Genomic DNA, 23458 nt, shown 5'->3' on the forward strand with positions numbered 1-23458 from the left:
TTAATGAGTTCGGCCGAGGTCGAGATATCACGGACGAAGGCGTGGCTGATGGCGGCCCGCCCCCAGACCTTGCCCGCGGCTGCGGCCCCGATCATCGTGGGGACGGGGCTGGCAGCCGACGAGGGGGTGTTCGCGCTGTTGCCGGCAGTGATGGCGTTCGTCGGATCGGCGTTGATACAGATTGGAACGAATTTCGCCAACGACTACTACGACGCGGTCAAGGGTGCCGACACGGCGGATCGCGAGGGCTTTACCCGCGTAACCCAGTCGGGGCTCATCTCGCCCGAGCAGGTGAAGCTCGCGACCGCCGTGACGTTCGGGCTGGCGATCCTCACCGGGACCTATCTCGTCTACGTCGGCGGGCTTCCGATCCTCGTAATCGGGCTCGTGAGCGTCTTCTGTGGCTGGGCCTACACCGGCGGCCCCTACCCGCTGGGCTATCACGGCCTCGGAGACCTGTTCGTCTTCGTCTTCTTCGGCCTCGTCGCCGTGACCGGGACCTACTACGTCCAGGCCGCGGCCGTCCTCGCGGAGCCGCTGGCGACGACGATCCCCGACGGAACGATACCGCTCGAAGCCGTCGTGGCGAGCCTGCCCGTCGCCGGGATTTCGACCGCCATCCTCGTCGTGAACAACGTCCGCGATCTGGAGACCGACGCCGAGACCGGCAAACGGACGCTCGCAGTTCGGCTCGGCTACCGGTGGAGCCGCCTCGAGTACGTCGCCATGCTCGCGCTCGCCTACGTCGTCCCGGTCTGGTTCTGGCTCGCAGCCGGTTTCGGCCCCGGCGTGTTGCTCCCGCTCGTCACGCTGCCCTACGCCGCGATGGTCGCCCGAACCGTCTGTACGCGAACCGACGGCGAGGCGCTCAACCCGGCACTCGAGGGGACCGGCAAACTGCTCGCGATGTACGCGATCTGTTTCGCGGGGGGGCTGGTGGTCCTATGAGTCAGACCGACGACCTTTCCCTCGAGTACCGATCGTTCTCGCTCCCCCTTGCCGAGCCGCTGCAGACGGCCGACGGGACGATCGACTCGCGGGACGGATTTCTCGTCCGGTTGGTCGACGAGAGCAGCGATACCGATCCGAACGGAACCGGCGGTGGAGTCCTGCCCGAACCCGCCGTCGGCTACGGTGAAGCCACGCCGCTTCAGGGGTGGACCGAGTCCCTCGAAGACTGCGAACGGGCGCTCGAGCGCGCTTGGGACGCGCTTCGGACGGGCGGGCCAAGCGAGGCGCTCGAGACCGTCGACCGGCAGGTCGCGGCCAGACACGCGCTCTCGCTCGCGCTCGCGGACCTGCAGGCGACGCGCGAGTCGACGCCGCTGTACCGCTATCTCGGCCAGGGGCCGATGGTGGGTCGGGTTCCCGTCAACGCGACGATCGGCGACGGCTCCCCCGCAGAAACGGTGTCCGAAGCACGTCGGGCGGTCGATCGCGGCTTCGATTGCTGCAAGCTGAAGGTGGGGATCCGAAGCGTCGAGGACGATATCGAGCGCGTTCGTCGCGTTCGCGACGCCGTCGGCTCGAGCGTCGAGCTGCGGGCCGACGCCAACGAGGCGTGGACCTACGAGGAAGCCGAATCGGCGCTCGACGCATTCGCGGATCTAGGGGTTTCGATCCTCGAGCAGCCGCTGCCCGCTGGCGCGCTCGAGGGACACGCCGACCTTCGGGCGATGAGTCGCGGCGTCTCGATCGCACTCGACGAGGGACTGCTCGAGCACGGCGTCGACTCGATCTGTGAGGCCGACGCGGCGGACGTCGTCGTTCTGAAGCCGATGGCACTCGGCGGAATCGACGTCGCCCGCAAGGTCGCGGCCTGGCTGACCGAACTCGATATCACGCCGTTGGTGACGACGACGATCGACGGGGTCGTCGCCCGGACGGGTGCGGTCCACCTCGCAGCGGCGATCCCCGACGTGCCGGCCTGCGGGCTCGCGACCGGCGAACTGCTCGCGGCGGATCTCGGGCGGGATCCCGTGTTGCTCGAGAAGGGGTCGGCGGTCGTCCCGCAGGCGAAGGGACTCGGCGTCTCGGACGTCTGGAGTGAGCGATGACTCCGGGCCCAGTCGACTGGCCGACGCGCGATCCGATCGCCCACCGCGCGGCCGCGACGCCACAGCGGACGGCGCTGCTCGATATCGAGACCGACGCGGCGTGGAGTTTTCGCGAGTTCGATCGTCGCGTCGACCGCGCCGCGTCAGCCCTCGAGTCGGCCGTCCTCGAGCGAAGCGACGCGGAGCGAGGCGACTCTCAGCGAATCGGCGTTCTGATGGACACGCGCCCGGCCTTCGCGACCCTCTTTTTCGCTGCGATGCGGACCGGAACGACCGTCGTCCCGCTCAACGTTCGCGAGACGACCGGCGAACTCGTTTCGAAAGCTGAGCGGACCGATATCACCGCCGTCGTCTGCGAGCGGGACACCGAAGCCGCGGCGCTCGAAATCGCGGCCGAAACCGAGTCGGTCGACGTTCGCTCGGTCGATGAACCGAACGACGACCGGACGGGATCGCTGCTCTCGTCCGAGCTGAGCGACGCGACTGAGACCGACCGCGGGCTCGACGGCCGATCGGTCGACCCGGTCCCGCTCGAGCGCGACGACACGCAGCTGCTCATGTTCACCTCCGGGACGTCCGGGGAGCCAAAGGGCGTCCGGCTGACGGTCGGCAATCTGGTCGCGAGCGCCACGGCCTCCGTGTTCCGACTCGGCGTGCTGCCGAGCGATCGATGGCTGTGCTGTCTCCCGATGTACCACATGGGCGGGCTGGCACCGGTCCTCCGGTCGGCGCTGTACGGCACACCCGTCGTGATCCAGCGCGAGTTCGGCGGGGAATCGACCGCGCGCGTGCTCGAGGAGTACGACGTTACGGGCGTCTCGCTCGTCCCGACGATGTGCAAGCGCCTGCTCGAGGCCGGCTGGGAACCGGCCGACACACTGCGATTCGTCCTGCTCGGCGGCGCACCGGCCTCGAGCGAGTTGCTCGAGCGCTGCCGGACGGCGGACGTTCCGGTGCATCCGACCTACGGGATGACCGAAACGGCCTCCCAGATCGCGACGGCGACGCCGACGGAAATCGACACGTACGAGGGCACCGTTGGACAGCCGCTGTTGTTCACCGACGTCTCCGTCGTCGACGAGACCGGCACAACGGTCGGGCCCGACGAAGAGGGAGAACTCGTCGTGTCGGGACCGACGGTGACGCCGGGCTATCTCGACGAGGCGAACACCGCGTCCGCGTTCGGCGAGCGCGGATTACACACTGGCGATGTCGGCTATCGCGACGCGGACGGACGACTGTGGATCCTCAATCGCCGTAGCGATCGGATCGTCACCGGCGGCGAGAACGTCGATCCCGGGGCGGTCGTCGCGGTGCTTCGATCGCATCCTCGCGTCGCCGACGCCGCAGTCGTCGGGCTCGCCGACGAGGAGTGGGGCGAACGGGTCGCAGCGCTCGTCGTTCCCGACCCCGAAATCGATTCGGACGGGCGGCTCGAGCAGTCGCTGCTCGCTCACTGTGACGATCGCCTCGCCGGGTTCAAGCGACCGAAGACGATCAGGTTCGCCGATGAACTTCCCCGGACAGCGTCGGGAACCGTCGACCGCGATGCGGTTCGGGATCGGCTGCTCGAGGGCGGCATCGACCCGGCCGAGTCGCCGTGATTCGGCGGTAGCCGGTATCGAGCGACATCCGACTGCCCAAGGGACGGAGTCCCGCTCCGTTTCCGCCGAGGAGAACGGTATCGAGACGGCAGGGTCGAGTGTGGTAACGGCTCTGGAGACGGTCTCGAGACAAAGAGTATATCAGTATTTAGCTGCGGGATTCGGGACACATCTGATGGTAGCTCACAAAATTGTGAGTAGCGACATCACGCGGCCGAAGATCACGCGGTCAAACAACTGTGGTGTTGACAGCGCTCTCAGTGTTGACAGCGCTCTCAGTGTTGACAGCGCTCTCAGTGTTGACAGCGCTCTCAGTGTTGACAGCGCTCTCAGTGTTGACAGCGCTCTCAGTGTTGACAGCGCTCTCAGTGTTGACGGCACTCTCAGGGGGGTCGACCGATGAACGCGGGGAAACTTCTCGGCCTCGAGGACGCATCGCGGGCGGAGCGGGCCCTCTTTTTCGTGACGATGGGCGTGATGCTCTCGCTCGGCGGGTTCGGCTTTTTCCGGCCGTCGCTGCTGAGCAGCGTTCTCACCGGTGCGAAGGGATGGATACTCACCTACTTCGGCTGGTGGTTCATCCTCCTCGGGTTCGTTCTACTCATTTCCGTCTTCGCCTTCACAGTCTCACGATACGGTCGGCTCCGTATCGGCGGCCCCGACGCCGAACCGGAGTTCGGCCTCTTTTCGTGGCTATCGATGGTGTTCACCGTCGGGTTCGGTGCCTCGGTTCTCATCTGGGGCGTCGCGGAACCGGTGTCGATCGTCCAGCATCCGCCGCCGGATCCCGCCCCCGTCCAGGGCGCATCAGCCGAGTCGATGGCACTGGCCTTCATGTTCATTCACGAGGTGTTCCCGGGGCTGGCGATGTGGTATCTCCCCGTTGCGATCGCCTTCGGGATCGTGGTCTACACGGACGGCGTCGGCGAGTACAAGATCAGTTCGATGCTCACCGGTGTCGTCGACAAAGATCGCATCCCCGGGCTCTACTGGCTGGTCGATCTGGCGGCGCTCATCGCCACGATCGGCGGCATCTCGACGACGCTCGGCTTCAGCGCTCAGACGATGTCGGCGATCCTCAGCCGCGTGTTCGGACTCGACGCGACGGTCCTGACCTACGCGGTGTTCGCGCTGATCGGCGCCGTCTTCCTTGCTGATGTCTGGCTCGGCCTCCGAAAAGGGATCCGCAACGCGGCTCGAGCGACGGTGGTGCTCATCGGCGTCGCGATGGCCGTGCTCGTGGTGGTCGGACCGACGCTCTACATGCTCGAACTGAGTCTGGACGCGACGGGCGTCTGGCTCAGCGATATGTTCCGGCTGACGCTGTACACAGCGCCGGGAGCCGAGGGCAACTGGGCGGCCAACTGGACCGGTTTCTGGTGGGCCTGGTGGGCCGCCTGGAGCATCTTCGTCGGCAGTTTCGTCGCCCGCGTCTCGAAGGGGCGGACCATCCGGGAGATGTTCGCCGTGCTCGTCGTCGTCCCGACGGTCTTCACGTGGATCCAGCACGGTCTCATCGGTGGCTGGGTGCTCGCGCCGGGCTATCAGGAACCGGTCGCCGAAGCGATGGCCTCGGCAGGCAATCCCGCAGCCGTCGCGAGAGCGCTCGAGATCACGCCGTTCGGCACGGTGCTCGCGGTGCTGTTCGTTCTCATCATCGCCGGCTACATCATCACGTCGCTCGACTCGGCGGTGTTCATGATCTCGGCCATTACGCTGGGCGACGAGAACCCCAACCCGCGAAACCGCGCGTGGTGGGGCGCGCTGCTCGCGCTCTTCGGGATGATGTCACTCCGACTCGAGGAGTTCAGCGCCATCGAGTCGCTCTCGGTGACGATGGCGCTCCCGTTCTCGCTGTTCCTGTTGCTCATCCTGTATGGCAGTTACGTCGTCGCCCGGGACTACGTCCGGGACGACGAGCGGGAACGATTGGGTCCCCAGACGGTCCGCCGGCAGCGGACTACCCGCAGCGTGACTGACGACGATTGAGCGAGCGCCCTATCGGAGCCGAAGTTAAGACGGTGGCGTCCCTACGCCGACCCGTGTGTACGCTCACGCTCGCCTGGCAGGTCTTCGACGACGCGCCGGTCGCGGTCGCCGCGAACCGTGACGAGGCACTCGAGCGCGAAGCGCTGCCGCCCGCCGTCTACAGTGAGGAGCCGCTGATCGTCGCGCCGAGCGACGCCGAAGCCGGCGGCACCTGGATCGGCTACAACGAGTACGGCGTCTTCGTCGGTATCACGAACAAGTGGACCGACGCCGATCTCGCCGGCGAGCGCTCTCGGGGATTGCTCGTCGCCGACGTACTCGAGGCACGCTCTGCCGCGGATGCGAAATCGATCGTCGAAGCGGCGACCGACGCCGACGAGTACGACGGCTTCTACCTCGTCGTGGCCGACGCGGCGGACGCGTTCTGTTACGAGTGGGACGGCGCGCTCTCCCTGACCGAGTTCGAGCCGGGGGTTCACGTCGTCGTCAACGTCGCCGTCGACGACGCGGTCGACGTCCCGTCGGTCCGGACCGATGCGGGTCGAGAGCAAGCGGCGAACGCGAAATCAGTGCGAGAGGCGCTCGCGCCCGAGTCCGGAGAGAGCGCTGCGGCGTGGCTCGAGCGGGCGGGTGACGTGCTCGGCGACCACGAGTTCGGCGTCTGCATCCACCGAAATGGGTACGGGACGCGATCGTCGTCGCTGATCGCGCTCGGTCCGGAGACGGCGCGATACGCCTTCGCACCGGGGCCGCCGTGTCGAACGAGCTACGACGACGTATCCGTCAGAACCGGCGACGGTGCGACCGATCCCGAACACGGGGGCCACGAGACCGACGAGGACTCTGCACTCGAAGGGGAAGGGCACATTTAAGCGGCTCGCTCCATCTCGTATGGATATGGACGCACTCCTGCCTGTAGCGACGCACACGGCGAGGTGGTCACCGTGAGCGTTACCGCGGCCGAAGCCGAACTCACCGAGGACGAGCGGGCCGGGCTCGAGCTCGTCCGCGAGTCCGGCGGTATCCACCAGAGCGACTTCTGGAAGGAACTGGACGTCTCCTCGCGCAAAGGAAGCCGAATCGTCGAGTCGCTCGTCGAGAAGGAACTCGTCGATCGCGAGGAGACCGTGTACGACGGCCACAACACCTACTACGTCTCACCGACCGCTCGAGACCTCGATTTCACCCTCCTGATGGCCGGCGACATGCTCTCGCCGTTTATCGGCGAGGAGGAGGTTGACCCCAACAGCGACGCCTTCTCGCAGTGGATCATGAACCTCGCGTACGAGGAGTGATCGGTTCGTCGTAGTAGCCGGTCAGGTTTCGGCCGATCCGGTCGGATCCCGCGCGCCCCGCACTTGAGCGACGTGGGTGAACGTGACCAGCCCCAATCCCCCGACGAGGTTTCCTGCGGTCGCGATGACGATCGTTTCGGCCAGCGCCCAGTAGCCGATACCTGTACTGAAGAGGAACCCGAAAAACACGTGAATCGCGGTGACTACCACGTGGTCGAACGGGCCCAGAGCTAGCAGGAACCCGACGATGTACGCAATCGTGATGCGGCTCCGGACGCTGTTGACGGCCTCGAGGAGGTACGACAGGAGACTCACGAGCGCGCCACCGATGATGGCGCTCGCGAACATCCCCCGCATCGGTCGGTGGACGATCCCTTCGGCGGTCCGAGAGAGCGCGTGTGCCGATCCCGACGGGAGGACGCCGTCGACCGCGAAGACGAACGCGAAGAGGAACCCGCCGACGAGATTGACGACGAGGGTGACGGTCCACAGTCGAAGGAGCGGCCCGAGCAGCCAGGACCCATCTCGATCGACGGCCTTCGCGGCCGGGTCGAAGAAGTTCTCGTTGAACAGTTCCGACCGGCCGACGACCAAGAAGACGACGCCGACGCCGAAGGAGAGCGCACCCGCGATGTGCGCGACGTCGCCGAACCGCGGTTCGACCAGCGCGTCGACGACCCCCAGCGCTGCGATGCCGAAGACGATCGTGAACCCCGCGATAAAGCTGGTCGCCGTCAGCTCGAGCAGTGATTGGTCGAGTCGCCGTTCGCCTTCCTCGACTGCCCGTTCGAATATCTCGTCGGGGTCCGGAGCGATGGGCACACCCTGATTACCCTTCGCTGATAGATAACGGCTCGACATGAATACGCCGTGGCCATCGAGAGCTCGAGGTGGCTACGGAACGATCTCGAACGAACGCGTTCCGTCGTCTCGAGCGTGAGAGTGGTCAGTGCTGATAGATAGTTCCCTCGAACGGTCGCAGGGAGCGCCGCTCGAGTTCCGTCAACGGACATCCACCGGCGGTGCCGATGGGACTACTCGTAGGGATCGAACCGTTCGATGAGGACGAAGGGGTCGCGTTCGCGGTTATAGTACGAGACGTCGCCGTCGAGGGCTTCGATGAGTCGGCGGTGGACCTCGCGTGCGGCGCGACCCTCGTCGGGCGCCAGGTGATGCTGCCCGCGCATGTCCGTCCAGAACCCACCGTCGAGCCAGAGCAGCGTTTCGTCGTTCGACTGATAGACGACCTCTCCGTCCTCCGTGAGTCCGTCGACCGCGAGCTGGCGACCGGAGAGCTGTGCGCGTGCGAGAACGGCGATGAGCTGACGACGAGAGACGGGTGCGTGCAAGGCGACGTTGTCGATCGTGTCGGCGAAATACTCCTCGACGAGGTCGCACGCTCTCGAGAACTCGTCGAATTCGACTTCCTGATTCTGTGAGAGTTTCATGAGAGTCTCTTGCAGTGATTCGTTCGGTATGGTCCTAGTTGACAGAACTGTATAAAAATGTATCTGTCGACGAAGGTTGAGACGCGACCGAATCGGTCGAAAAGTGAGTAGCGGTCGTCGCGGCCAGTTCAGGCAAGCGCGCTCGCGGCGCGAATCAACTGCTCCTCGCCGAACGCGGGACCGATGAGTTGGAGCCCGACGGGGAGGCCGTCGGTCTCGCCCGCCGGAATCGATATCGCGGGCAAGTCTGCGAGGTTCACTGGAACGGTGTTTGCGTCGGCGAGATACAACTGGAGGGGGTCGTCCAGACTCTCGCCGAGTTCGAACGGTGGAACTGGCATCGTGGGACTCGCGAGCACGTCGGCCTCCGAGAGGGCATCGTCGAAGTCCTGTTTGACCCACGCACGAGCGTCCTGGGCCTTCTTGTAGTACTTGTCGTGGTAGCCCGCCGAAAGCGCGTAGGTCCCCAGCAAGATCCGGCGCTTGACCTCGTCGCCGAACCCTTCCTCGCGGGCCTTGGCGAACGCCTCATTCCAGTTACCCTCGTAGCCGCCCGAACGGCCGTAGCGGACGCCGTCGAAGCGCGCGAGGTTCGACGATGCCTCGGACATCGCGATTACGTAGTAGGCTTCGACGGCGTGTTCGACCGAGGGAAGACTGACCTCGTGGTACTCCGCGCCGCGGTCCTCGAGTTCTCCCAGCGCATCCCAGAACGTCTCGACGACGCCCTCGTCGGCGCCCTCGAGCAGCTCCGTCGGAACGCCGATCCGGAGGCCGTCGACGTCGCCGGTGGCGGCGTCGGCGTAGCTCGTGTCGTCTTCGAGCGGCGTCTCGCGAGTTGTCGCATCGCGTTCGTCGCTCCCGGCGATCACGTCGAGCAACTCCGCGGCGTCCTCGACGGTCTCGCCGAAGGGACCGATCTGCTCTAAGCTGTTGCCGTAGGCGACGAGGCCGTATCGGGAAACCAGCCCGTACGTGGGCTTGATACCGACGACGCCGCAGAAGGCGGCCGGGCAGCGGACCGAGCCGCCGGTGTCGGAGCCCAGCGCGAGGTCGGCCTCGCCGGCGGCGACGGCGGCCGCGGAGCCACCCGAAGAGCCGCCGGGAACGTGGCCCGGCGCGGCGGGGTTGTCCGTCGCACCGAAGTGAGAGGTCTCGGTGGTCGTCCCCATCCCGAACTCGTCCATGTTGGCCTTACCGACGATGGTCGCACCGGCGTCTTTCAGCCGAGAGACGACCGTCGCGTCGTAGGGCGGGACGTAGTCCTCGAGCATCCGCGAGCCGCAGGTCGTTCGGAGGCCCTCGGTGGAGATATTGTCCTTGACCGCAACGGTCGTTCCCGCGAGCGGGCCGTCGTCGTCGCCCTCGATCCGCGCTTCTGTGATGAAAATATTCTCCGACATGATCACGAGACGTTGGGTCCCCTGAAGTAGCCGTCCTCGGTTTCCGGCGCGTTCCGGAGCGCCTCCTCGCTGTCGAGCGAGGGGCGTTCCTCGTCCGGTCGCATCACGTTCGCGAGGTCGGCGTCGCGGTCGACTTCCGGCACCTCGTCTAGCGTCTCGAAGTACTCGAGGATGTCCGCGAACTGCCCGGCGAACCGGTCGACCTCGTCGTCGTCGAGGTCGACGCGAGCCAGCTCCGCGACGTGGCGGACCTCCTCGGGACTGACGGCGTCGTCGCTCATACGTGTTCGCACCGGCCTCCGGAGAGTAAGGGTTTCGATACCGCCCGCTTCTCGAACGCCACCCTGCTCGTGCGAAAAGAGAGCGCATTCAGTCACGAGGGCCGAACGTGAATTGTTCGTCTCAGTTCAGTCGACGACCGGCCCCGAAGTGCTCGATCCCGGTCACGATGGCGGCTTTAAGATACTATTACCGCTGTCTAATCAGGTACTAATACTGCAACTGTGAGAGATAATCAGTTCATACTCAAGGTCGCTGTCCGGGGACTGAAAGTATGGACTGTGATAACTGCGAGGCCGACGAGGTTGCGTACACGCTAACGACCTACGTCGAATCCGGCGTCGAGGAGAGTGTCGACCTCCACTTCTGCTCGACGGATTGTCTGCGCGTCTGGACGTGAGCGCCGAACCGGCTCGGAGCGCTCGAGGCGCGAGCCCGGCCGGGAAAAACGTCCGCTAAGGACGGTCCGCGGCTAGGTGATGCTAAATGGGAACGAGCACACGGGCGACGGTAGCGGAGTCGGAACTCGAGTCGGCCATCCCGGAACGGGTCGACGCGAACTCGAGCCGCCGAACAGTCAACGGGGTCGAGTTACACGTCGTCACCGCCGGCGATCGAGCGGATCCGCTGGTCGTCTTGCTCCACGGGTTTCCCGAGTACTGGTACGAGTGGCGGACGCAAATCGCGCCGCTCGTCGACGCCGGTTATCGCGTCCTCGTTCCCGATCAGCGGGGGTACAATCGCAGCGAGAAACCCGACGGTGTGCGAGCGTACCGAACCGCGGAACTCGCGCGGGACGTCGTCGCCCTGATCGCGACCGAGGAACGCGACGCGGCCCACGTCGTCGGCCACGACTGGGGCGGGGTCGTCGCCTGGTACCTCGCGTGTCGGTTCCCCGGGGCCGTCGACCGCCTCGCCGTCGTCAACGCGCCGCATCCGACCGCGTACCGTCGGCAGCTACTCGCGAACCTCGAGCAACTGCGTCGGAGCTGGTACGCCGTCTGTTTTCAGCTGCCGTGGCTCCCCGAGTTCGCGTGTCGGTACGACGAGTATCACCTCCTCGAGCGAGCGCTTCGAGAGACGGCCGCGCCGGGAACGTTCACCGAGACTGATCTGGCTCGGTACCGGCGGTCCTGGAGCCGAACCCGCGCGCTCACTGGAATGCTCAACTGGTACCGGGCGGCGACGCGTTATCCGCCGATACCGGCGATCGATCGCGTCGCCGCACCGACGCTCGTCGTCTGGGGCGAAGACGATTCGGCACTCATCCCCGCACTGGCGGTCGACAGCGCGGCGTTCTGTGCGGAGCACCGCCTCGAGATACTGCCGGGCGTGAGTCACTGGGTTCCCCACGAGGAACCCGAGCGACTGACGGAACTGTTGCTCGAGCACGCTCGCGTGGCGTAGAGCCTCCGACATCGTCGGGGCGGTTTCGCGATCGGTCCCGTGCGATAGGGAATGTCCTCGAGTCAGCCGACCGGAACACGTTCGGGAAAGGACTCGCATCCCCGGTGTGCGTCAGTTCGATCGACTAACACCGCGGGTACTCCAGGAACAGGCCGTCGCGGATCCCCATCCGTCACGGTCGACACTATGCGGTGTTTGCTTTCGAAAGTCATGATCGACCCACACACGCGTCCGAACCCACTCGGCCGAGTCGCTTCCGACCCGTTCGTCGTCGCCCTCGCTGCCGCCGACGCGGTCGTCGTGACGGCATTTCTCGGATTCGGTCTGTTCTCCCACGGGCTCGAGCCGTGGGAGTACCCGGTCTACACCCTCCGAACAGCGGTTCCGTTCGTGATCGCCTGGGGGATCGTCGCCCCGCTACTGGGCGCGTACCGTCGCCGAACACTCGAGTCCGTCGGACGGACGGTCGCCGTGGTCGGGGCCGCGTGGCTCGCCGTCACGCTGCTCGGCGGCGGGATCCGCGCGTCGTCGTACTTCCCCGGCGGGGCCCCGCCCGAGTTCCTGCTGGTCAACGCCGCACTCGGGCTCGGATTCGTCCTTCCGTGGCGGCTCGCGGTGGCCGGCGGCTGCCGCAGGCGACGGTAACCGATACGCGGCCACGGTGGCCAGTGATCGCGAAAAATACTGCCCATTCGGACTCGAGTCGGCTGGCCACCTGCTCCAGCCCCTTACGGCCGCGAGCCGAGCGGCCGACCGCGGACGTTCCGAACTCGTTCGGCGTCACGGCTACCCGGCGGCCGCGAGTATCGATTATGAGATGAGTTCCTGCGCGCTCTGCGGGCTCCCGACGCCCGAGCCGCCGGTGACCGGGGACGACGTCGCCGGCCGCTTTTGCTGTCGCGGTTGCCTCGAGGTGAGCGCGACGCTCGCTGAAGTCGACGACGTGGACGGCTCGAGCGTCGTGGACCGGGCGGCCGAGTCCGCCGAACGAGCGGTTCCCGACGGGTGTGCGGAGGCGTTCCTCGCGATCGAGGGGATGCACTGCTCGACCTGCGAGGGGTTCGTCTCTCTGCTGGGCGAACGCGAGGAGGGAATTCTGACCGTCGAAGCCAGCTACGCAACCGACACCGCCCGCGTCGTCTACGACCCCGATCGGCTGCTCGAGGCCGACCTCCCCGACGCGCTTTCGGGGTACGGCTACGAGGCGCGATTCCGCGACGACGACACGGGCGGGGGGCGGACTCGAGCCGACGAGGAGATCGCGCAGCGACTGCTGATCGGTGGGTTCCTGGCGATGCTCGTCATGCCGTGGTACCTGTTCTACCTCTATCCGAGCTACGTGGGGATCGAGACGGGGATTCTCTCGGTTGACGCGACGTCGCCCGTCGGAATCTACCTGCCGATGGCGATGATCGGTCTGTTGACGGGCGGCGTCCTGTTCTATACCGGCTATCCCGTGTTGCGCGGCGCGTACGTCAGCCTCCGGGTCGGCCAGCCGAACATGGACCTGCTGATCGCCATCGCGGCGACCGCGGCGTACGGCTACAGCACGGTCGCGCTGGCGACGGGGAGCACACACCTCTACTACGACGTGACCGTTGCCGTGATCATGGTCGTCACGCTCGGGACCTACTACGAGCGCCGAATCAAGCGTCGGGCGACGGACCTGCTCACTGACGTGACCGCCGCGCGGGTTCGCGACGCGACTCGCCGAACGACGGAGGGAGTTGAGACGGTCCCGGTCGATCGGCTCGAGGCCGGTGACGAGGTCATCGTCAAACCCGGCGAGCGGATCCCCGTCGACGGAACGGTCGTCGAGGGGACGGCGGCGGTCGACGAGTCCGTCCTCACCGGCGAGTCCCTGCCGGTCACGAAGCGGCCGGGGAAGCGGGTCGTCGGCGGCGCGATCGTCACCGATAGCGCGCTCGTCCTCGAGGCGGGCGAGGGTGCCGAGAGCACGCTCGATCGCATCGCGACGCTCATGTGGGAGATCCAGAGTTCGACGCCGGGCGTCCAGCGGCTGGCCGACCGGCTCGCGACGATCTTCGTCCCGCTCGTCCTGACGCTCGCGGTCGTCCTCACGGCCTGGCGGCTCGCGACGGGGACGCCAGTCAGCGACGCAGTTCTCACGGGGCTGACGGTACTGGTCGTCTCCTGTCCGTGCGCGATGGGTCTGGCGACGCCGCTGGCGGTCGCCTCCGGGTTGCGCGACGCCCTCGAGCGCGGGATTGTCGTCGCGAACGCGGCCCTGTTCGAGTCCGCGTCGGCCGTCGAAACGATCGTCTTCGACAAGACCGGCACGCTGACGGCCGGCGAGATGACCGTTCAGGAGGTCCGCGGCGACGCCGACGCGGTCGACCGCGCCGCGGCCGTCGAACGACTGTCGGAGCACCCCGCGGCTGAGGCCATCGTGGCTCACGCGGAGCGCGGGCGGTCGGACCGAACCGAAAGCGGCGCGCCCGTCGCGTCCGATGGCGGCCACCTCGAGCACCCAGAAGGGGGCGAGACGATCGAAACCGAGCCCGCGCTCGAGCCGACCGACTTCGAGCGCCACCCCGGCGAAGGCGTGAGCGCGACCGTCGACGGCGAGCGATGCGTCGTCGGCACGCCCGCGCTCGTCGAGCGACTGGTCGGGCCAGTTCCCGACAACCTCGAGCGGGCGATCGACGAGGCTCGAGCGGCCGGTCGTCTCCCGGCCGTCGTGGGCTACGGTGGGCGAGCGCGGGCCGTCATCGTCGTCGGCGATCGAACGCGGGCCGAGTGGCGCGACGTCCTCGAGTCGTTTGCAGACCACGAGGTGGTCGTACTGACGGGTGACGACGAGGCCGCGACCGAGACGTTTCGCGACCACCCGGCGGTCGATCGCGTCTTCGCGGGCGTTCCGCCCGACGGGAAAGTCGAGACCGTCCGACGGCTCTCCCGCGAGGGGGTGACGGCGATGGTCGGCGACGGCACGAACGACGCCCCCGCGCTGGCCGCGGCGGACGTCGGAATCGCGCTCGGCCACGGGACGGCTCGCGCGACGGACGCCGCCGATGCGGTCGTCACCTCGAGCGACCTCTACGGCGTCCGCTCCGTGTTCGATCTCGCGAACGGCACTCGCCGTCGCATTCGCGAGAACGTCGCCTGGGCGCTGCTGTACAACGCCGTGGCGATCCCGCTGGCCGCGGCCGGGCTGCTCAACCCGCTGTTCGCCGCGGTTGCGATGGCCGCGAGCAGCACCATCGTCGTCGTCAACTCCTCGCGGGCAGTGCTGGACGATCGATGAGCACGTTTCGCCGGTGAGGTCTCGCCATCGCCGCTTCGCATTCGATCGATTTGAACACTGTCTCACGGAGAGTACAGTCGGTCCCGTTTCGAGTACGACCCCTCCACCCCACACTTATTGATATGCGTTACCAATACACATCCATGAAGCGAAGACGGCTTCTCGTCACGTCTGCGACCGTCGCGGCGGTCGTTCTCGCTGGCTGTGGGGGTCCAGAGGACGACACCGATGAAGACGACGGTGGCATTTACGCCCTCGACGAATCGGCGTAGTAAGCGTGGCGAGATACTGTTCGAAGCGTGAGGCTATTCCAGCGTACTCGCGCCACCGATTCGCACTCACCTACGAATCGCTGTGACCGAATTCAGATGTGAAGAGGGACGGAGAGGGCCGCAACAGGACCGTCGTTGAATCGGCTCGGAACCCCCAGACCGCCTGCTGTTGGTTTTCTGTGATCGCCCGTCGGTGCGTCACCGATTCTATTGGTCGCGACGAACAGCGATACCAACCGGTCTAGTTCGTGGGTACTCCACTATGCGAAAACCGGAAGAATGGGATCGAGTCTACGCCTCCGGAACCGACGACACGTACCGGCGGTAGCGACGCAGGGTCTCGCCGTCCTCGTCGCGGAGTTCGACGACGAACTCCGCCTGGCCGACGGTCTCCTCGAGGTCGGCCTCGCGGATCGTGAACTCGTAGGGAGTCTCCTCGACGCGCTCGATTTCGCGGTCACCGCTAGTCACGACGACGCTGTCGATCCCCGTCGAGTCCGAGAGGTGGCAGTCGATCTCGCCGCTGGACTTGCTACACACCAGATCCGGGTTAACGTCCGTCCCCGAATCGTTCCCCAACGGTGACTGGAAGTCGAGTACCATGGGCGAGATGGGTGCGGTCCCGAGTATCAGGACGATAGTCAGAAAGATCGAAATGTTGATCTTCGAGCCGTTTCGAGCGATCGTCCGGACGATCGGGCGTTCGGCGGTCCGCCGGAGCCGGATCACGAGCGGCACGATCACGGCGTGGGTCAGCGGCCCCCAGAGGATGAGGACGAAGCCGTAGGCCCGAACGAACTCGAGGATCGTCCACTCGATCCCGTAGGAGAGGACCAGACTGCTCGCCGACCAGCAGAAAAAGCCGAAGAAGAGCAGCCCGGCGCTCTTGAACAGCCGCCAGATCGGCGTGTTAGCGTAGTAGACGCTCAGGAGGTCCCGCCAGGCCTGGACGAGGACTCGCCTGACGAACGATAGCGGCGATGCGGTCGCGTCGGCGTCGGAGTGTGTCATGGGTGGGTGAAACGAAGCGGTTCGTCGGGTCGATCAGGCGCCGATCGACCAGAGCTGGGTCAGCAGATACCAGTTCAGCAGGTAGGTGATGACGAAGGCACCGAGGAAGACCAGACAGAGGACGAACGTGCCGCGCATCTCGTAGGCGTGGACGGGATCGTCGGGGTCCTGTGCCATGCCCAGCCCGCCGTCCGCGACGAGGTCGGCGTTATCGTCGGCGCTCTCGACGCGGTCGCCGAAGACCAGCGAGCCGACTGCCACGAGAACGAAGAGGATGCCACCCGCGATGGCGAGCAGAGCGAAGATCCCGAAGACGGCGAACAGGGGTGCTGCAGCCGAGAGGCTGAACTCGGTGCCGGGGATATTCTCGACGACCTCGGCAGTCCGGCGAGGAACGCCGTAGAGAATGCCGACGTACATCATCATCAACACGGCGACGCCCATCGCGGCCGAGTAGAAGAACGGCTGGATCGACGCGAGCCGCTCGGAGACGTACTGGCGCATGAACATCGTTCGGATCACGAAGAAAACCAGGCCCATGAACGCGACTGTGGTGCCGAGGACGACCGTCGCGTGGAAGTGCCCGACCGTCGCGAACGTGTTGTGCCAGGTCATGTTGAGTTGCAGTTGGCCCATCATAACCCCCGTAATCCCGCCGAGGAAGCCGAAGAGGATGATCGAGAAGATCGTCGAGGAGAACACCGGGTCCCGCCAGGGAGCCGACGTCAACCAGCCGAACAGCCCGCCGCCCTTCCCGCGCTTTCGGCGGCCGGCCTCGATTCCCGCCGGAATGGCGAACGCGTGGATCAGACTCGCGAACGTGGCACCGTAGAACGCGTAGGACGTGTTCCAGAGACGCCAGCCGGTCGACACTGCGGGATCCGACAGCAGGTGGTGTGCCGCCCCGAGGTTGATGAAGAACAGATAGAGGATGAAGGCGGTCCGCGAGACCTTCTCGCTGACGACCTCCGCGCCGGCGACAACGTGGGTCAGGAAGTACCAGACCGCGATCATCGCGACGAGGTTGATCTGCTGGGTACCGTGGCCGATGATCCAGTACATCTGCCGGTACCAGGCGGCGTCCCACCACTGGATGTACTCGAGTCGCCACAGCAGGGTGGGAACGAACGCGAACAGGCCGCCGACGAGCGCCTCGACGGCGATGATTCCCGTGACGAACGCGGCGAAGCTGACGAGTGGGAGCGTCTTCCGCGGATGCTCGCGCTTCTCGTACCACATCGTCACGAAAAACGGCAGCGCGGCGACGACGGTGCCCAGGATGAAGACGATCGCGCCGGCGTAGAATAGCGGCGATATCGGCATCGGCACGTAGGCGGTCAACAGCGGCGCTTCGTTGGGCGCCTCGGTGGTCCAGATCGCGTAGTTGACCAGCAGCGCGCCCGCGACCATCACGAGCCAGCCGGCCTTCGCAACGCTCGTAAACGGCAGCCGGCGGCCGAGAACCATCGGCCCGCCCACGTAGAGGATCGCGATTTCCATGAACACCATCCAGAAGATCAGGAGGTTCCACGCGTGCATGCTGAGGTGCGTGTAGAAATCGCTAGGGTCGAGCAGCCCGATCACTTCCCAGCGGGTCATCGCGACGGTGATGGCGAAGATGCCGCCGTACAGCAGGGCGACGACCGCCGTGAGTCCGAACAGCTTGACGAGGTTCTCGACGGATCGGTGGATCTCGAGGCCCGTCACCGAGCAGGTTCGGAAGCCGTCGTCGCGGTACTCGTTGTCGAACAGGCCGAGAACGTCTAGTTTGTGTGCCATCGATATCACTCCTCCACGATGATCGTGCCGTGCATGGTCCTGTGCCCCTGCCCGCAGAACTCGTTACAGATCATGTGGTAGGTGCCTGGCTCGTCGAACGTCATCGGGACAACCCACTCGTAGCCGGGCAGCACCTGCAGGTTGATCTGCTTGCTGAGCGCGTCCTCCGGCCGCAGCGAGAAGCCGTGCTGGATGTCCATGGAACTGAGGTGAATGTCGTACTCCGTCCCTGCCTCGAGGATGACTGGTGCGCCGTCCCACTGGAAGCGCATCGCATTGAGATAGATGTCCGTCCCGGGCGGGACGAGGCCGTCCTCGGTCTCGGTCCCGTCTTCCTTGTACGCGCTCATCTTCTCGCGGTACGCCTCGGCGTCGATGCGGAACGTTTCGCCGATCGGGTTCTGATCGCCGACGCGCGTCCAGGTGCTCATCCAACCGAAGAGGATGAGCGACCAGGCGGCGCCCAGCCCGAGCCAGATCGACTCGCGTCTGTTGACCGGCTGATCCCACCAGTTGCCGTCCGGGGGTTTGAGTGGTGACGTCATCGAATCACCCCAGTGGAACGGAAAAGACGTCGACCCAGCCCCACGCGACGTACGAAAGCGCGAAGAACACGAGCGCCGCCGCCGCGAGTAGCCAGATGCGGTTGTACAGTCGTTGCATCATCGGTTCCGATTCACTCGAGTGTGACCCAGTCATTTCCTTTCGGAAGAAACTCGTTATGAAAGCTGCATAGCCGTTCTCCCGCACATATTCCCCTTCCTCACTGTCAGATGAGTTTTAATTACGACCAGTCACATTCTCACTCCTGAACGTTGGAATTAATATTGGACAGAATCGAGGAAAAGAGCGACCAACGGTACGATGAGACGTGAAGACGAGGTGTGAAAAGGAGGACGAAGGGCAGTTCTCCGGGTGGGCCGTCCGCGGCGGGATACCCACTCTCGCTCACGGATCCTCGTCGTAGACGTCGGGGTTTTCCTCGCCCTGAACGTTGACGACGCCGAGTGCGCCGCGGTGGACGACCCGCGAGAGGGCGTGGTCAACGAGTTTGACCGGACCGGGAACGGGGAACTCCATCTCAGCGGCGGTGGTGGTGCCCGGCGGGACGGGAGTCGTCTCGACGTTGTTGGCGGGTTCGCTCAGCAGGTCGCCGCTGCGGTAGAGGTCGCTCCAGACGTTGCCGATCGGGTGGAACGAGCTGAGCAGGTTGGGGCCGCCGTTGGCGAAGTAGACTCGAGCGGTCTCGCCGGTGTTGGTCTGCATGGGGCCGACGCCGTCTTCGGTGAAGCCGTAGGCCTGGCCGTTGAAGACGACGTAGGTGGGTTCTTCGCGCATCATCGCATCGTGGTCGAACGTGTGGTGGCCCTCCTCGCCGACCTCGCCGGCGGTGTAGATTTCGTGCTGGCCGAGGTAGAACTCGTTGTCCACTTCGGGAAGCCCGTCCTCGGGTTCGACGAGGATCGAGCCGAACATGCCGCTACTGATGTGGTAATCCATGGCGGGGACCGCACAGTGGTAGATGAACACACCGGGGTACTCCGCACGGAATTTGATCTGGGTCGGGTCGTCGTCGGGGGCGATGGTCGTCGCGTCGGCACCCCCGCCGGGGCCGTAGACCGCGTGGAAGTCGACGTTGTGCATTGCCACGTTCGTGTCTTCGGGCACGTCGAATGTGAGGTTGACCGTGTCACCCTGGCGGACCCGAACCATCGGCCCCGGCACCTGCCCCCCGAACGTCATGTAGTCGAAGGTGACACCGGGCTCGATTTCGGCGGTGACCTTCTCGGTTCGGAGCGTCACGTCGTGCGTCCGGGGCTCGTTCCAGTCGACCGGTGCCGGAATGTCCGTCGGATCCCGTGCGATTCGGTCGACGTCGACCGATTTCGCCGCCGCCAGCCCCTCCTCCTCCTCGCCGCCGTTCTGGTCGCTGTTTGCTTCGGTGCCCGATTCGTCACCGCCGAGGCAGCCGGCGACTGCGACCGCTCCGGCTGCACCCATCGCCTGCAGGAACCGTCGTCGGTGAGCGTTGTGTTGGGTCATCGTCCTACATCCGAAGAGATGGCAAACAGACGTTCAATAGCAGCGACGGTTCTCGAAGATCAGTAATTGAATTGTCACTTCCCGCTATACTGTGGGCTACTATATACCCCTCCGATAACTGCCGACGGGATCGGGTGACGACATGGCGTTCGCCGGCAGTCAACCGGCGATCACGAGCGTCTCGAGGACGATCGCGAGAAGGATCGCGCCGAGGTAGTAGTTCGAGACGTAAAACGAGCGGAGCGCGACCGCGTCGGTCGGTCGGCGATACTGGCGGATCACCGACCGGAGGAAGACGGCACCGAGCGAAACGGACGCCACCGCGTAGACCCAGCCGAGTCCCGCCAGCCAGCCGAGGACGCTCGCAGCCAGCAGCGTCGCACCCAGATAGAGCGCGATGTGTCGACGCGCGGCGAGCACGCCTTCGGTAACGGGAAACATCGGGAAACCACCACGCGCGTAATCGTCGCGATAGGCGATCGCAAGGCTGTAGAAGTGCGCCGGCGTCCACAGGAAGATCACCACAGCGAGGGCGATCGCGGGCAGTCCGACGGATCCCGTGACGGCCGCCCAGCCGATGATCGCGGGAAGCGCACCCGCACCGCCGCCGAGAACCGTATTCCAGACGGTGTTGGGCTTCAGGACGACCGTGTAAAGGGCGGCGTAGTAGCCGATCGCGGCGAGCGTCAGCGCCGCGGCCAGCACGTTGACCCACGCGACGAGAACGGCCATCGATGCGCTCGTGAGGACGATGCCAAACGCGAGGGCGTTCCGCGCCGGGACGAGATCGTGAACCAGCGGCCGGTCGGCCGTCCGGTTCATCCGCCGATCGCGGTCGCGCTCGTACACGTGATTGAACGTCCCGCTCGCGCCGATCGCGAGGACGCCACCGGCGAGCGTCGCGACAGCGACCGACGGCTCGAGCGGCGTCCCGGTCAGCGTCGCCAGCCCCATCCCGGCCAGTGCGACGAGACAGAGCAACCACATCAGCCGCGGTTTGGTGAGCGTGAGATACGCACCGGCCGTTCGCCGGAGGCGTGCAATCCGCCCGCCTGAGCCGTCGGTCCCAGTCACGACCTCCTCGTCTCCACCGTCAGTGACCTCGCTCGCTTCTGCGACGGGACGGGCGGGATCGACGGCGTCTGGCTGTTCCGATCGATCGCGGGCACCGTCCTCGAGGGTCCGAACGAGCGCGACGAGGAGGCAGGCGAAGATGACCATCGCAAGGACGAGGTGAAGGCCGGACGCCGCGGCGGGGCCGCCGACGACGAGCGCGGCACCGAGAGCGACCTGGATCGGAAAGAGGACGATCGCACAGCCGACGAGCCAGGTCACGCGGCGCCCGATATCGACCTGCCGGGCGGCCAGCCCGGACGCGACGATGAGGAGGCCAGTCACGAGGGCCGCCACGCGGTGAGCCCAGAACAGGAGGAGGTCGCCGGAGAGCGAGCCAAGCGACGAATCGGTCGCACAGCCCGGCCAGGTGGGACAGGACGTCGCGCCGTCGGTCGCCGAAACGGCAGTCCCGAGCGCGACGAGAACGTAGGCCGCGATCGTCGTCGCTGCGAGCAGGTCCGCGAATCGCCGTCGGTTAGGGTCATTAATCATCTGGTGTCGGTAGCATCGTCTCATCGGTGGTCGTGGGTAGCCCCACGAAGTCAGTTTCCGATTACGCGTCGTCTCTCGTCTCGAGCGCCCCGTTCGTCCGCCAGATGACGGTCACGACATCGTCATCGCGTTCGACTGGTTCGTAGGTATAGCCACGATCGTCCAGTTTCGGGAACAGAAACTGGGGGACGCGGTCGTTTCGCTGGACCAGAACCGTCTCCGCGGGGAGCTCGGCGAGCGTCTCGAGGGTCCGTTTCAGTGGCTCCGGGGGACCGAGCGAGCGAACGTCGATCGTTTCCCGCGGTCGGTCGGACGGTGCGTCCGTGCCGTCGACGATGGCTGCTATCGTGGACATGGCGATGTGAGTAGCGATATCTCGACCGAATGCGATCGGTCAGGCCTCCAGCTTCGGGAATCGGGCGACGAACTCGTCGGGGGCATGTTGCTCGACCTCGTAGCCGTCAGCGTCGAAGCTCTCGACTTCGGCCTGAAACTCGTAGAACAGCGGCTTGGGCTCGTGATCGTTGACGATCGTGAGCGTCTCGCCCGGCTCGAGGGCCTCGAACTCGTCGTGAATGGTCGGGTGGCGGTTCACCGGTTGAATGTCTCTGACATCGAGTCGCGTCATGTACTGGTGCATCGGAACGGCTGCCGGATGGTAATTCGTGCGAACACGTTCGGGATGCCGGAGCGCTCGTGAATCATCGCTACGTCTCACACGGTCGACAACACGGTTCGGGCGGTGTTACGTGTGTTCGATACGCACGTGCCAGACGCCGTCCTCGCGTCGCTCGCTCTCGTGAGCAAATCCGCGATCATCGAGTTCCTCGTAGAGCGGGACCGGTTCGAACGGCACGATCAGTCGTAACTGACCGCCGCGTTCGAGCGACTCGAGTGCGGTAACGATGTCGTCGAACGGCGGTCCGTCGATCTCACGGACGTCGAGCGTACGTTCTGTGGATTCGATCGTCATCGGTCCGTCGTTCGGTCCGCGGCGAGTTGGCCGTTCGTCCGAACGTGTTCGCGGCAGTCGATCTTCCCGGGGCGCGGGAATCAGCCGAACATATTCGTCACCGCCAGTATATAGCTCCGAACAGAACACGTTCGTATGGCCCACGCAACCCTCACACTCACGATGCCCGAAGCGATCTGGATCCAACAGGTTTCGACGGACTTTCCCGAGTCGACCTTTCGCGTCCTCGCGGCCGTTCCCGGCTCAGACACCGGCTTCGCTCTCGTCCGAATCGCCGGTTCGGAAACCCCCGCGGTGGTCGAAGCCATGGAGGAACACCCCCAGATTACCGAACTCTCCCTCGCCCAGTGGAGCGACGACGAGGCGACGGTCCACTTCGAGACCACCGCACCGCTCCTGTTGTTCTCCTCTCGAGAGTCGGGGATGCCGATCGAACTGCCGGTCGAAATTCAGGACGGCGAGGCGACGATCGACGTCACCGGCTCCCGGGAGCGATTGGCCGAACTCGCCGAACAACTCGAGAACTTCGGCCTCCAGTACCGGATCGATCACGTCCGCGAGCGGCTCCACGAGAGCCAGCTCCTCTCGGACCGCCAGCTCGAGGTGATCGTCGCCGCCGTCGAAGCGGGCTACTACGACACCCCGCGGCGTAGTTCACTGACGGAGCTAGCTGATCGTCTCACGATTGCCAAATCCACGTGTAGCGAGACGCTCCATCGGGCGGAAGAAGCGATCGTCAAGCGGTTCGTCGAAGATGTCCCGAGCGTCTCCGACGGAGACGAACCGCTCGAAGAAACGGCCGCAAGTACGTAATTCGATCCGTTGACGTCGCGCTCCGGTTTGAGATACCTCTCCGCCGTCCGCGTCGGTAGAGTGGTGATCCGACGAAAATCGACGGCCGAATTTTGCAGTACCGGGGAATCGGTCCGAGTGTGAGACTCGCCGTCGCGCTGGGTTCCCGCCCTCGAACTCCGGGAGGAAACAATGAAATCCACCCTCCTGACGCTTCGGGGCTTCCGCCA

General features: G+C 65.5%; 25 protein-coding genes. 12 read left to right on the top strand and 13 right to left on the bottom strand.

What is annotated here, in order from left to right:
- Nucleotides 1–3 precede the first annotated feature (3 nt).
- From ACEWFR_RS08605 to ACEWFR_RS08630, 6 genes are all read left to right on the top strand, one after another.
- Nucleotides 4–948, top strand: coding sequence for a 1,4-dihydroxy-2-naphthoate polyprenyltransferase (locus tag ACEWFR_RS08605; RefSeq protein ID WP_374060634.1), 945 nt, complete (start codon nucleotides 4–6; stop codon nucleotides 946–948).
- The gene (locus tag ACEWFR_RS08610) at nucleotides 945–2057 is read left to right on the top strand and encodes a mandelate racemase/muconate lactonizing enzyme family protein (RefSeq protein WP_374060635.1); all 1113 of its coding nucleotides are present in this window, start codon (nucleotides 945–947) and stop codon (nucleotides 2055–2057) included. Before ACEWFR_RS08605 ends, ACEWFR_RS08610 begins: the two co-directional genes overlap by 4 nt.
- Complete coding sequence (locus ACEWFR_RS08615; RefSeq protein WP_374060636.1) at nucleotides 2054–3661, top strand: class I adenylate-forming enzyme family protein; 1608 nt, start codon at nucleotides 2054–2056, stop codon at nucleotides 3659–3661. The genes ACEWFR_RS08610 and ACEWFR_RS08615 overlap by 4 nt, the downstream gene beginning before the upstream one ends.
- Nucleotides 3662–4060: 399 nt before the next feature.
- Entirely contained in the window at nucleotides 4061–5650 is a 1590-nt protein-coding gene (locus ACEWFR_RS08620; RefSeq protein WP_374060637.1) for a BCCT family transporter, read from the top strand.
- A gap of 53 nt (nucleotides 5651–5703) precedes the next feature.
- Nucleotides 5704–6522 carry an NRDE family protein gene (locus ACEWFR_RS08625; protein WP_374060638.1) on the top strand — a complete coding sequence of 273 codons (819 nt, stop codon included), beginning with the start codon at nucleotides 5704–5706 and terminating at the stop codon, nucleotides 6520–6522.
- A 72-nt stretch (nucleotides 6523–6594) separates the two neighbouring features.
- Nucleotides 6595–6945, top strand: coding sequence for a MarR family transcriptional regulator (locus ACEWFR_RS08630; RefSeq protein ID WP_098727490.1), 351 nt, complete (start codon nucleotides 6595–6597; stop codon nucleotides 6943–6945).
- A gap of 21 nt (nucleotides 6946–6966) precedes the next feature.
- On the opposite strand, the gene ACEWFR_RS08635 is transcribed toward ACEWFR_RS08630, so the two are convergent.
- From ACEWFR_RS08635 to gatC, 4 genes are all read right to left on the bottom strand, one after another.
- Nucleotides 6967–7767, bottom strand: coding sequence for a formate/nitrite transporter family protein (locus ACEWFR_RS08635; protein ID WP_374060639.1), 801 nt, complete (start codon nucleotides 7765–7767; stop codon nucleotides 6967–6969).
- Nucleotides 7768–7979: 212 nt separating this feature from the next.
- Nucleotides 7980–8393 carry a hypothetical protein gene (locus tag ACEWFR_RS08640; RefSeq protein ID WP_374060640.1) on the bottom strand — a complete coding sequence of 138 codons (414 nt, stop codon included), beginning with the start codon at nucleotides 8391–8393 and terminating at the stop codon, nucleotides 7980–7982.
- A gap of 128 nt (nucleotides 8394–8521) precedes the next feature.
- Entirely contained in the window at nucleotides 8522–9796 is a 1275-nt protein-coding gene (gatA, locus tag ACEWFR_RS08645; RefSeq protein ID WP_374060641.1) for an Asp-tRNA(Asn)/Glu-tRNA(Gln) amidotransferase subunit GatA, read from the bottom strand.
- 2 nt (nucleotides 9797–9798) lie between these two features.
- On the bottom strand, nucleotides 9799–10077 hold the full coding sequence (gene gatC, locus ACEWFR_RS08650) for an Asp-tRNA(Asn)/Glu-tRNA(Gln) amidotransferase subunit GatC (RefSeq protein WP_374060642.1): 279 nt from the start codon (nucleotides 10075–10077) through the stop codon (nucleotides 9799–9801).
- 272 nt (nucleotides 10078–10349) lie between these two features.
- Here gatC and ACEWFR_RS08655 point away from each other — a divergent pair, with 272 nt between their 5' ends.
- The 5 genes from ACEWFR_RS08655 (at nucleotide 10350) to ACEWFR_RS08675 (ending at nucleotide 15022) form a co-directional block, all read left to right on the top strand.
- Entirely contained in the window at nucleotides 10350–10475 is a 126-nt protein-coding gene (locus ACEWFR_RS08655) for a hypothetical protein (protein ID WP_255291508.1), read from the top strand.
- A gap of 86 nt (nucleotides 10476–10561) precedes the next feature.
- On the top strand, nucleotides 10562–11482 hold the full coding sequence (locus ACEWFR_RS08660; protein ID WP_374060643.1) for an alpha/beta fold hydrolase: 921 nt from the start codon (nucleotides 10562–10564) through the stop codon (nucleotides 11480–11482).
- Between the two features lie 210 nt (nucleotides 11483–11692).
- Nucleotides 11693–12127, top strand: a complete 435-nt coding sequence (locus ACEWFR_RS08665) for a DUF3054 domain-containing protein (protein ID WP_374060644.1) — start codon at nucleotides 11693–11695, stop codon at nucleotides 12125–12127.
- A gap of 172 nt (nucleotides 12128–12299) precedes the next feature.
- Nucleotides 12300–14750 carry a heavy metal translocating P-type ATPase gene (locus ACEWFR_RS08670; protein ID WP_374060645.1) on the top strand — a complete coding sequence of 817 codons (2451 nt, stop codon included), beginning with the start codon at nucleotides 12300–12302 and terminating at the stop codon, nucleotides 14748–14750.
- A 143-nt stretch (nucleotides 14751–14893) separates the two neighbouring features.
- The gene (locus ACEWFR_RS08675; RefSeq protein WP_374060646.1) at nucleotides 14894–15022 is read left to right on the top strand and encodes a hypothetical protein; all 129 of its coding nucleotides are present in this window, start codon (nucleotides 14894–14896) and stop codon (nucleotides 15020–15022) included.
- Between the two features lie 291 nt (nucleotides 15023–15313).
- On the opposite strand, the gene ACEWFR_RS08680 is transcribed toward ACEWFR_RS08675, so the two are convergent.
- The 9 genes from ACEWFR_RS08680 to ACEWFR_RS08720 all read right to left on the bottom strand — a co-directional run bounded on the left by ACEWFR_RS08680 (nucleotide 15314) and on the right by ACEWFR_RS08720 (nucleotide 22436).
- A complete protein-coding gene (locus ACEWFR_RS08680) occupies nucleotides 15314–16033 on the bottom strand; it encodes a hypothetical protein (protein ID WP_374060647.1) in 720 nt (239 codons plus the stop codon).
- Nucleotides 16034–16066: 33 nt separating this feature from the next.
- On the bottom strand, nucleotides 16067–17812 hold the full coding sequence (locus tag ACEWFR_RS08685) for a cbb3-type cytochrome c oxidase subunit I (protein WP_374060648.1): 1746 nt from the start codon (nucleotides 17810–17812) through the stop codon (nucleotides 16067–16069).
- A gap of 5 nt (nucleotides 17813–17817) precedes the next feature.
- Nucleotides 17818–18357 (bottom strand): cytochrome C oxidase subunit II, encoded by a 540-nt coding sequence (locus ACEWFR_RS08690; RefSeq protein WP_374060649.1) that lies wholly within the window; start codon nucleotides 18355–18357, stop codon nucleotides 17818–17820.
- A 4-nt stretch (nucleotides 18358–18361) separates the two neighbouring features.
- Nucleotides 18362–18511 (bottom strand): hypothetical protein, encoded by a 150-nt coding sequence (locus ACEWFR_RS08695; RefSeq protein ID WP_176548072.1) that lies wholly within the window; start codon nucleotides 18509–18511, stop codon nucleotides 18362–18364.
- Nucleotides 18512–18760: 249 nt separating this feature from the next.
- A complete protein-coding gene (gene nirK, locus ACEWFR_RS08700; RefSeq protein WP_374060650.1) occupies nucleotides 18761–19855 on the bottom strand; it encodes a copper-containing nitrite reductase in 1095 nt (364 codons plus the stop codon).
- Nucleotides 19856–20014: 159 nt separating this feature from the next.
- On the bottom strand, nucleotides 20015–21463 hold the full coding sequence (gene cyoE, locus ACEWFR_RS08705; RefSeq protein ID WP_374060651.1) for a heme o synthase: 1449 nt from the start codon (nucleotides 21461–21463) through the stop codon (nucleotides 20015–20017).
- Between the two features lie 61 nt (nucleotides 21464–21524).
- A complete protein-coding gene (locus ACEWFR_RS08710) occupies nucleotides 21525–21818 on the bottom strand; it encodes a DUF2249 domain-containing protein (RefSeq protein ID WP_098727175.1) in 294 nt (97 codons plus the stop codon).
- A gap of 39 nt (nucleotides 21819–21857) precedes the next feature.
- Nucleotides 21858–22091, bottom strand: coding sequence for a DUF2249 domain-containing protein (locus ACEWFR_RS08715; RefSeq protein WP_098727492.1), 234 nt, complete (start codon nucleotides 22089–22091; stop codon nucleotides 21858–21860).
- 117 nt (nucleotides 22092–22208) lie between these two features.
- The gene (locus ACEWFR_RS08720) at nucleotides 22209–22436 is read right to left on the bottom strand and encodes a DUF2249 domain-containing protein (protein ID WP_374060652.1); all 228 of its coding nucleotides are present in this window, start codon (nucleotides 22434–22436) and stop codon (nucleotides 22209–22211) included.
- Nucleotides 22437–22571: 135 nt separating this feature from the next.
- Between ACEWFR_RS08720 and ACEWFR_RS08725 the strand changes: the two genes are divergently transcribed.
- A complete protein-coding gene (locus ACEWFR_RS08725) occupies nucleotides 22572–23249 on the top strand; it encodes a helix-turn-helix domain-containing protein (protein ID WP_374060653.1) in 678 nt (225 codons plus the stop codon).
- Nucleotides 23250–23458 lie beyond the last annotated feature (209 nt).

The sequence above is a fragment of the Natrinema sp. H-ect4 genome (assembly GCF_041894845.1).
Taxonomy (GTDB): Archaea; Halobacteriota; Halobacteria; order Halobacteriales; family Natrialbaceae; genus Natrinema.